Source organism: Brevundimonas diminuta ATCC 11568 (genome assembly GCF_000204035.1).
In the GTDB taxonomy this organism is placed as follows: domain Bacteria; phylum Pseudomonadota; class Alphaproteobacteria; order Caulobacterales; family Caulobacteraceae; genus Brevundimonas; species Brevundimonas diminuta.
The window spans coordinates 624,267-632,200 of the sequence record NZ_GL883086.1 but is presented as its reverse complement, the minus strand read 5'-3'; the positions used below and the strand labels follow the sequence as shown (position 1 = coordinate 632,200).

The window sequence follows — 7,934 nt, the reverse complement described above, 5'->3', positions numbered from 1 at the left end:
GGCGTGAAGTACGAAGGCAACATCTCTGGAGCGGGCGAGCTTCAGGTCGACGGCTCGCTGAAGGGCGATATCCGCGTCGTGCGCGTGGTGATCGGCGAAGGCGGCGCGGTCGAGGGCACGGTCCACGCCGACATTCTTGAGGTGCGCGGCCGCGTCTCGGGCGCCATCGTCGCCAAGCAGGTCAAGCTGTTCGCCACCTCGCGCGTCGAGGGCGACATCACTCAGGAACAACTGTCGATCGAGCAAGGCGCCTGGTTCCAGGGCCGCTGCACCCAGGCCAAGCGCGACACGCCCGGCGCCAACATGCTGGAATCCCCTACCCCGGCCGAAAAACCCGCACCCGCAAAGACGGACGCCAAGGTCGAGGCCAAGCCCGCCGCCTGATCGGCGCCGGCGGCCATAACGAGAAAGGGCGGCCCGCGAAGGCCGCCCTTTTTTATGCGTCGATCCGGCGGGTCGTTCAGCCCTCGCGGGTCTCGCCCACGCGGGCCGCGAGCGCAGCCCCCATGAACGGATCCAGGTCGCCGTCCAGAACGCCCTGGGTGTCCGAGGTCTCAACCTCCGTCCGCAAGTCCTTCACCATCTGATACGGCTGCAGGACATAGGAGCGGATCTGGTGGCCCCAGCCGATATCGGTCTTGGCGTCGGCCAAAGCCTGAGCCGCAGCCTCACGCTTCTGAAGCTCGAGCTCGTACAGACGCGCGCGCAGCATCTTCCAGGCCTGTTCGCGGTTCTGGTGTTGCGAACGTCCCGCCTGACAGGCGACCACGGTGTTGGTGGGAACGTGAGTCAGACGCACCGCCGAGTCGGTCTTGTTGATGTGCTGACCGCCGGCGCCCGAAGCGCGATAGGTGTCGGTGCGCACATCGGCCGGGTTGATGTCGATCTCGATCGTATCGTCCACGACCGGCGACACCCCGATGGAGGCGAAGCTGGTGTGACGCTTGGCCGCCGCATCATAAGGGCTGATGCGGACCAGGCGGTGAACGCCCGATTCCGACTTCAGCCAGCCATAGGCGTTCGGCCCGGCGATCTGCAAGGTCGCGGACTTGATGCCCGCCTGTTCGCCTTGCTCTTCGGCCTCGATCGTGACCTCATAACCGTGGGCGCGGGCCCAGCGGCTGTACATCCGCATCAGCATCCCGGCCCAGTCGTTGGACTCGGTGCCCCCGGCGCCGGAGTTGATTTCCAGATAGGCGTCATTGCCGTCGGCCTCGCCGGACAGCAGGGCTTCAAGTTCAGCGCGGGCGGCGCGTTCCTTGATGGCCTTCAACTGCTCGCGCGCGTCCTCGAGGGTGGCTTCGTCGCCCTCCTCGTCGGCCATGTCGGCCAGCATGATCCCGTCTTCGAGACCCTGCTCCATTTCCTTGACGGCGCTGACCTGGGCTTCCAGACGCGAGCGTTCGCGGCTGACGGCCTGGGCCTGCTCGGGATTGTCCCACAGCGTCGGATCCTCGACCCGCGCGTTCAGCTCATCGAGCTTTCTTAGAGCGACATCCCAGTCAAAGTCGCCTCCTGAGCAGAGCGACGCTCTGCTCGATGTCGGCCTTCATGGCCTCGACATCCGGTCTCATCGCAATCTCCGCGACATAGGGTGAAACGGCGCGCCTGGTGACAGGCGCGCCGGGTGGTGGGCTTACCTAGAGCGTCAGTAGAGGTCGCTCAAGTCCTCAGCAGGCTGCTTCTTGGGCGGCGGCGGCGCGACCGGCGCCGGGGCCTGCGACTTGGCTTCCTGCTCGCGACGAATGACGTCGTAATAGTTCTGCGGTCCTTCCGGCGCAGCCGGACGCGGCGCCTCTTCACGCAACTGGCGCTCGGTGCCGGGACGGAAGGCTTCCTCAATGCCGTTCACGGTGCGGAAGATGGCGTTCTTCGGCTTCACGAACGGACGCGCCGGGCGTTCCTTCAAGGCGTCTTCCATGAAGTCGATGAAGATCGGCACGGCGGTCGAAGCCCCCGCCTCGCCCCCGCCCAGAGAGCGGTTGTCGTCGAAGCCCACGAAGACGCCGACGACGATGTCGGCCGAAAAGCCGACGAACCAGGCCGAACGGTATTCATTGGTCGTGCCCGTCTTGCCCCCGACCCAGCGGCCCAGGCTTCGGGCGCGGGCGCCCGTGCCGCGCTGGATGACGCCCTCCAGCATGGAGCTCATCTGATAGGCGGTGATCGGGTCGATCACCTGGGTTCCGCGGTCTTGGAGGCGCGGCGATTCCTGGCCGCTGAAACCACGGCTGCAGTCGCGGCACTGGCGACGGTCGGCGCGATGGATGGTCTGACCGTTCCGATCCTGAGCCAGTTCGATCAGATAGGGATCGACCCGGCGCCCGCCGTTGACGAAGGCGGCGTAGGCGGCCGTGATGCGATACGGCGTCGTTTCACCAGCGCCCAGCGACATGGCCAGGTTCGGCGACATGTCGTCCACCACGCCCATCTTTTTGGACAGGTCGACGACATTCTTCATGCCGACCGCCTGGGCCAGACGCACGGTCATGACGTTGCGCGACAATTCCAGGCCGCGACGCAGGCTTTGCGGGCCGTAGAACTGGCGGCTGTAGTTCTGGGGCGTCCAGGCGCGACCGCCAGGGCCGCCGGGGAAGCTGATCGGCGCATCCAGAACGATCGAGGCCGGGGTGAAGTCGCCTTCCAGCGCCGCCGCATAGACGAAGGGCTTGTAGGCCGAACCGGGCTGGCGGCGGGCCTGGGTCGCGCGGTTGAAGCTGGACAGGGCGTAGGAATAGCCGCCGACCATCGCCAGGACGCGGCCCGATTGCGGTTCGATGGCGACCAGGGCGCCGTTGACGGCCGGCACCTGCTTCAAGGCGAATTGGCCGCCCTGCCGCTCGACGAAGATCAGGTCGCCGCGCTTCAACGGACGGCGCCCCGCGTTGGACCAGGTCACGTCGGCCGCGCGCAGCGTGCCCGTCTGATCGTCCTTGGCCGTGCGGACCCGGATGGTGCTTCCGCTGACGTTCTCGACTGCGGCCGCCTGCCATGAACGGCGCTCAGGCGGGGTCGTGCGCTTTTGAGCTTCGGCCTGCCAGCCTTCGGCGAAGTCCGTCGTGCCCCAGGCGCCGCGCCAGCCGTGACGACGGTCGTAGTCCTCAAGCCCGCGCATCAGGGCGTCGCGCGCCGCCGATTGCAGCTGCGGATCCAGGGTGGTGCGCAGGTAATAGCCGCCGCGGTTGACCTCTTCTTGACCGAACAGGGCGATGGCGCGGCGGCGCGCTTCTTCGACGAAGAAGTCGGCGTCGGCGTATTCCGCGCGGCGCGGCGCCGAACGGGTGTTCAACGGACGGGCCAGGGCCGTCTGCAACTGCTCGTCCGACAGCCACTTGTTGTCGGCCATTTCGCCCAGCACCCAGTTCCGGCGTCCCAGCGCGGCCTCAGGGTAGCGCTTGGGGTGATAGTTGGTCGGTCCCTTGGGCAGGGCCGCCAGGAAGGCCGCTTCGTCCGGCGTCAGCTGATCCAGCGACTTGCCGAAATAGTTATAGGCCGCCGAGGCCACGCCATAGGAGCGATAGCCCAGGTAGATCTCGTTCAGGTACAGCTCAAGGATTTGTTCCTTGCTCAGCGTCGCTTCCAGGCGGCTGGACAGCACCGCTTCCTTGAGCTTGCGGTTCAGACTGGTCTCGCTGGTCAGCAGGACGTTCTTGGCCACCTGCTGTGTGATGGTCGAGCCGCCTTCCAGGCGACGGCCGGACAGCACGTTGAAGACGTTCTTGAACATGGCCCGGCCGATGCCGGACACATCGATGCCGCCGTGGCTGAAGAAGTTCTGGTCCTCCGCCGCCAGGAAGGCGTGAACGACCGTCTGCGGCACCTGGTCATAGGTGACGTAGATTCGGCGCTGATCCGAGAACTCGCCGATCAGGGTGCCGTCCTCGGCATAGACGCGCGTCGCCGTCGCCGGGCGATAGTCCGCCAGCTCGGAGGCGTCCGGCATGTCGTGCAAGACCCAGGCGGCGTAGATCGCCACCACCACACCGGCCACGGCGATGGCGCCCAGCAGGGCCACGCCCGCCATGACGAACCAGCGTTCGGCTATCTTCACCATGAACTCCGCAAGACGCGCCCCATGATCCGTCGTTTATCGCGCGTCGCGCGGCGCGCAAAGCGGAACTGCACTTATCCCTTGTCGCGCAGCAGGCGCGCCTTGTCGCGCTGCCAGTCGCGCTCAGCCGAGGCTTCGCGCTTGTCATGCAGCTTCTTGCCCTTGGCCAGGGCGATTTCCAGCTTCGCCTTGCCCGCCTCGTTCAGATACAGGCGCACCGGCACGATGGTGCGGCCGTCACGCTGAACGGCGCCGATCAGCTTGTCGATCTGCTTGCGGTGCAGCAGCAGCTTCCGATGGCGGCGCGGCTCGTGGTTGAAGCGGTTCGCCATCTTGTAGGGCGGGATGTCGGCGTTGATCAGCACCATCTCGCGCCCTTCAGGCGAGACGTAGCTTTCGGCGATATTGGCCCGACCGTCGCGCAACGCCTTGATCTCGGTGCCCAGCAGTTGGATCCCGGCCTCGATGTGGTCCTCGAGGAAATAGTCGAAGCGCGCGCGTCGGTTCTCGGCGATCGTCTTCTGCTTGGGCGCGTCTGCGGCCATCAGGCGACCCCGGCCTCGGCCAGCGCCTTGTCGATGGCGGGCTTCACGGGGTCGGCCGTCAGCGACAGCGGCAGGCGGACTTCTTCCGTGCACAGGCCCAGCTTGGCCAGGGCGTACTTGGTCGGCGACGGCGAATTGTCGAGGAACAGCGCCTTGTGCAGGCCGATCAGGCGCTCCTGCCACGAGCGGGCGGCGGCGAAGTCGCCGGCCTGGATGGCGTCATACAGGGCGACCATGGCCTCGGGCGCGACGTTCGAGGTCACGGAGATGACGCCCACGCCGCCGTGGGCGGCATAGCCCAGATAGCTGGAATCATCACCCGAGATCAGGTCGAAAGCGCCGTCGATGTTGGCGCGCATCCAGCTGGCCCGCGCCACGTCGCCGCTGGCGTCCTTGATGCCGACGATATTCGGGTGCGCCGACAAAGCCGCCGTCGTCTCGTTCGCCAGGTCCACGCCCGTACGGCCCGGCACGTTGTAGAGCAGGATCGGCAACTGCACGGCGTCGGCCACGGCTTCAAAATGCGCCTGCATCCCGGCCTGCGACGGGCGATTGTAATAGGGGGTGACGACCAGAGCGCCGTCTGCGCCGACCGTCTTGGCGAAACGGGTCAGCTCGATCGCCTTGTCCGTCGCGGACGAACCCGCGCCGGCGATGACGCGGATTCGGCCGGCGGCGATCTCGACACACTGCTCGACCACGCGCTTATGCTCGTCCAGGTGCAGGGTGGCGCTCTCGCCCGTAGTGCCCATCGGCACGACGCCGTGAACTCCAGCGGCGATCTGACGTTCCAACAGGCGCTTGAAAGCGGCCTCGTCCACGTTTCCGTCACGAAGAGGTGTGATCAGGGCGGTGATCACGCCCTTGAACAAGGGGGCGGTCATGGGAACAACATACCTGCGCGGAGAAATGGGCGGCGTTCCGCCCGTCACTAATCGGCAAAGGGTAGGTTGCCCGCCGCTTGGCCGCAACCAAAGATGAATGAGGATCAGATATCTGATGATCGCGACGACCGTGGCCGCCGCCCTGGCGATACTGACTCCACCGGCTCAGGACGTGCTGAACAGCACGCCGACGCCCTATTCCGCCAGTCAGGGCGGGATCATCAGCAGCCAGGACGCCGCCCTGGTGCAGCAAGGGCTGACGGCCGCGCGGGCGCGCGACGTCGTGGGCACGCAGTCCATCATGGCGCGCATTTCCGATCCGACCGCGCGCAAGCTGGTCGAGTGGGCGCTGGTCGACACCTCGGACAAGCAGATGTCCTACAGCGATCTGGCGCTGGCCCAGACCGACCTGGCCAACTGGCCGCGCGGCGATTCGCGTCGGGCGGCGGGCGAGCGCGCGCTGGACATGGCGGGTCAATCGCCGGACGCCGTCCTGGCCTTCTTCAGCGGAACCGCACCGACCACGGCTCAGGGAGCCATCGCCCTGGCCGGCGCGCTGGAGCAGACGGGTCGCCGTCAGGAGGCCCAGGCCCTGATTCGAGACTGGTGGCGCACCCAGAGCTTTGAAGAGGCTCAGCAAAGCCGAATTTATGCGCGCTGGGGCGGCTGGCTGACCAGCGACGACCATGTGACGCGGTTGAACATGCTGCTGCTGGGGCCGCACGGCCCGGCGACGCGCGCCATGGTCGCCCTGGTCCCGGCCGATCGCCAGGCTGTCGCCAACACCGTAATGGCGCTGCGCACCGCCTACGCTCCCGATGTGATCGTCAGCGGCCTGTCTCAGAGCCAGGCCAATGATCCAGCCGTAGTGCTGGAACGGGTGCGCCTGTTGCGCTCGGCCGGACGTCAATCCGAGGCCTTCCCCCTGTTGTCCGCCCTGCCCGCCGCGCCGTCGCACGCCGACGGCCAGAACACCCTGTGGAGCGAGCGCCGCAACTACTTCCTGGACGCCCTGCAACAAGGGAACCCCCGCGCCGCCTACGCCGCCATGAACGGCCACGGCTTCCCTTCAGGCGAGCGCAAGGTCGACGCCGAATTCTTCGCCGGTTGGGTCGCCCTTACCAAGCTGAACGACCCGGCGACGGCGGCGCAGCATTTCGAAGTCCTGCGCAACGCCTCCTCGACCCCGATCACCCAGGGCCGCGCCCTGTACTGGCTGGGCCGTGCAGCCGAAGCGCGCGGCGACCGACAGGACGCCCAGCGTTGGTATCAGGCGGGCGCCGAGCACTGGCAGACCTTCTACGGTCAGCTCGCGGCGGAAAAGGCGGGCGCGACGACCCTGACTCTGCCTGGCGAGCCGTCGCCGTCGGCGGAAGACGTGAACCGCTTCGAGGACAATGAAGTGGTGCGCGCCACCCGCATCCTAGGTCAGATCGGCGAGAAGACCCTGATGCGGGTCTTCGCCTATCATCTGGATGATACGCTGCCGTCGCCCTACGACCTGTCGCAGCTGTTCGACCTGATGCAGGGCTACGGCGACCAGTTCGGCTCGATGATGGTCGGCCGCGCGGCCAGCCAGCGCGGCTTCGTCATGCCGGAGCGCATGTATCCGATCCGCCTGCCGCAACAGGTTCCGGGCATGGCGCCGAACGAGTTTGCTCTGGCCATCACCCGTCAGGAATCCAGCTTCGATCCTCTGGTCCGCTCGCATGCCGATGCGCGGGGCATGATGCAGCTTCTGCCCGCAACGGCGCAGGGCGTAGCGCGCCGCATGGGCCGTTCATTCAGCTCCGAACAGCTGTGGGATCCGGAGGTCAACATGACCCTGGGCAGCTACCACCTGGGCGAACTGATGAACAATTTCGGCGGCTCTCCGCTGCTGGCCTCCGTCGGCTACAACGCCGGCCCGGCGCGCCCGCCGCAATGGACCGCGCGCTGCGGCGACCCGCGTCAGGCCCAGGTCGACCCCATCGACTTCATCGAATGCGCCCCCTTCACCGAGACGCGCAACTACATGATGCGGGTGATGGAGAACATGCAGGTCTATCGCGCCCGCCTGAACGGCGGCTCGGCGCCGCTGACGCCGTCAGCGGACCTGGCCCGAGGCACGCCGCCCAACACCGGCCCGCGTCCCTATCAACCCTGATCCGCTACTGGGACGACAGACGGCGGGCCGCCAGCAGCGGCCCGTCCAAGGCCTCCAGCCAAACGGCGTCGAGGTTGAAGACGGTCTTCAGCACGCGCGGCGACAGGGCCTCGGTCGGCGCGCCGTCGGCCGCCGTCCGCCCTTGATCCAGCACCACGATCCGATCGGCGAAGCGCGCGGCCAGCGTCAGGTCATGCAAGCTGACCAGGACGCCATGCCCGGCGCCTGCGCGCGCCCGCAGCCGTTCAAGCACCAGAAGCTGAGCGTCAGGGTCTAGACCGGCGATCGGCTCGTCCGCGACCAGCAAG

At 67.1% G+C, this 7,934-nt stretch carries 7 protein-coding genes; 2 read left to right on the top strand and 5 right to left on the bottom strand.

Annotated features, from left to right (window positions below; genetic code table 11):
* Positions 1–384: bactofilin family protein (locus BDIM_RS06835; protein ID WP_050796645.1), on the top strand; the 384-nt coding region annotated here is incomplete at its 5' end.
* 76 nt (positions 385–460) lie between these two features.
* Here the strand turns inward: BDIM_RS06835 and prfB are convergent.
* The 4 genes from prfB to dapA form a co-directional block, all read right to left on the bottom strand.
* Positions 461–1,574, bottom strand: a protein-coding gene (prfB, locus tag BDIM_RS06830; RefSeq protein ID WP_112999793.1) for a peptide chain release factor 2 whose coding sequence is annotated in 2 segments (ribosomal slippage) — positions 461–1,504 and positions 1,506–1,574 — 1,113 coding nt in all. Because the reading frame shifts where the segments join, the coding sequence is not laid out codon by codon here.
* Positions 1,575–1,648: 74 nt separating this feature from the next.
* Positions 1,649–4,054 (bottom strand): penicillin-binding protein 1A, encoded by a 2,406-nt coding sequence (locus tag BDIM_RS06825; protein ID WP_003164832.1) that lies wholly within the window; start codon positions 4,052–4,054, stop codon positions 1,649–1,651.
* A 71-nt stretch (positions 4,055–4,125) separates the two neighbouring features.
* Positions 4,126–4,596 carry an SsrA-binding protein SmpB gene (gene smpB / locus BDIM_RS06820; RefSeq protein WP_003164831.1) on the bottom strand — a complete coding sequence of 157 codons (471 nt, stop codon included), beginning with the start codon at positions 4,594–4,596 and terminating at the stop codon, positions 4,126–4,128.
* Positions 4,596–5,480, bottom strand: coding sequence for a 4-hydroxy-tetrahydrodipicolinate synthase (gene dapA, locus BDIM_RS06815; protein WP_003164830.1), 885 nt, complete (start codon positions 5,478–5,480; stop codon positions 4,596–4,598). The genes smpB and dapA overlap by 1 nt, the downstream gene beginning before the upstream one ends.
* Before the next feature lie 115 nt (positions 5,481–5,595).
* Here dapA and BDIM_RS06810 point away from each other — a divergent pair, with 115 nt between their 5' ends.
* A complete protein-coding gene (locus BDIM_RS06810; protein WP_244911853.1) occupies positions 5,596–7,626 on the top strand; it encodes a lytic transglycosylase domain-containing protein in 2,031 nt (676 codons plus the stop codon).
* A 4-nt stretch (positions 7,627–7,630) separates the two neighbouring features.
* Here the strand turns inward: BDIM_RS06810 and BDIM_RS06805 are convergent.
* Positions 7,631–7,934, bottom strand: a 304-nt coding sequence (locus BDIM_RS06805) for an iron ABC transporter ATP-binding protein (protein ID WP_040345320.1), incomplete at its 5' end; no start/stop codon positions are given.

Bases quoted from the DNA above. Each gene is read 5' to 3' on its own strand.
- BDIM_RS06825 (WP_003164832.1), bottom strand. From the start codon at position 4,054: ATGGTGAAGATAGCCGAACGCTGGTTCGTCATGGCGGGCGTGGCCCTG.
- smpB (WP_003164831.1), bottom strand. From the start codon at position 4,596: ATGGCCGCAGACGCGCCCAAGCAGAAGACGATCGCCGAGAACCGACGC.
- dapA (WP_003164830.1), bottom strand. From the start codon at position 5,480: ATGACCGCCCCCTTGTTCAAGGGCGTGATCACCGCCCTGATCACACCT.
- BDIM_RS06810 (WP_244911853.1), top strand. From the start codon at position 5,596: ATGATCGCGACGACCGTGGCCGCCGCCCTGGCGATACTGACTCCACCG.